Consider the following 913-nt stretch of genomic DNA (forward strand, 5'->3'; position numbering starts at 1 on the left):
CAGGCGTTAGGTTTATATGGGAGGTTTATGGAACATTTTGTGGAAATATTTAAATCATTAGTATGGCCTGTAACTATATTAATTATTGCGTATAAATTTCAGAATGAAACCAAAGGATTGATTGGAAGGATATCAAGCCTAAAAGTAGGTGATGCTGAGGCTGAATTTGCTAATGAATTGAATCAAGTTGAAGATGAATATAAAGAAATCATATCAACTCAACCAGAAATCAAAGAAGTGGGCAAATCTGACTTTGAACTGAATGAGAAAACTAAATTAGAACGTATTAGTGAGGTTTCCCCACGAGCTGCTATTACTGAAGCATGGGCTTTAGTTGAAGAGGCGGCAATGAGTTCTGGGTTGGTTCAAGGTTCAACGATAAGAAAAGTGTCACCAAAGCAAATTATGGACTGTTTGAAAGATTCAGGTCACTTTTCAGATGAAAGCATAAATGTAATTAATTCGCTTAGGCAGTTGCGTAATAAAGCAGCACATAATTATGATATTCAGGTTAATCAGGATGAAGCTAATAGGTTTACTGATCTAGCTGTAAGAAGTTCATTAGTTATTAAGGATGCAGGAATGAAAGAGTACAGGGAAAAATTGGGTATTGCTGATAATCACATTTTGGTTAAAACTTCATCTGAATGGAAAGTGAAAAAAGGTCAGGATACTGATACTTATGAATTTGAAGAGCATGATGAAAATGGAAATATTGTAGCAACTTATACTTTATACGATAGTACATCTACTTATCCTCCATTTAGCCGCACAATTACGTTCGATAAACATTGATTGCAACGCATGATAAACCTAACAAAAACATCAAGGTGACGCGTTACACTCGGCGGTTTTGGTATGGAGTTCAGTGTGCTTTGTTAGTTCTGTGGGGCGCACCTTATGTTCGGCGTTA

Annotated in this window: 1 protein-coding gene; it reads left to right on the top strand. The window is 36.0% G+C overall.

What is annotated here, in order from left to right; genetic code table 11:
• On the top strand, nt 1–795 hold a 795-nt coding region (locus tag Q0852_RS23655), incomplete at its 5' end, for a hypothetical protein (RefSeq protein ID WP_299022896.1).
• Nucleotides 796–913 lie beyond the last annotated feature (118 nt).

The sequence above is a fragment of the uncultured Photobacterium sp. genome (assembly GCF_947502415.1).
GTDB lineage: Bacteria > Pseudomonadota > Gammaproteobacteria > Enterobacterales > Vibrionaceae > Photobacterium.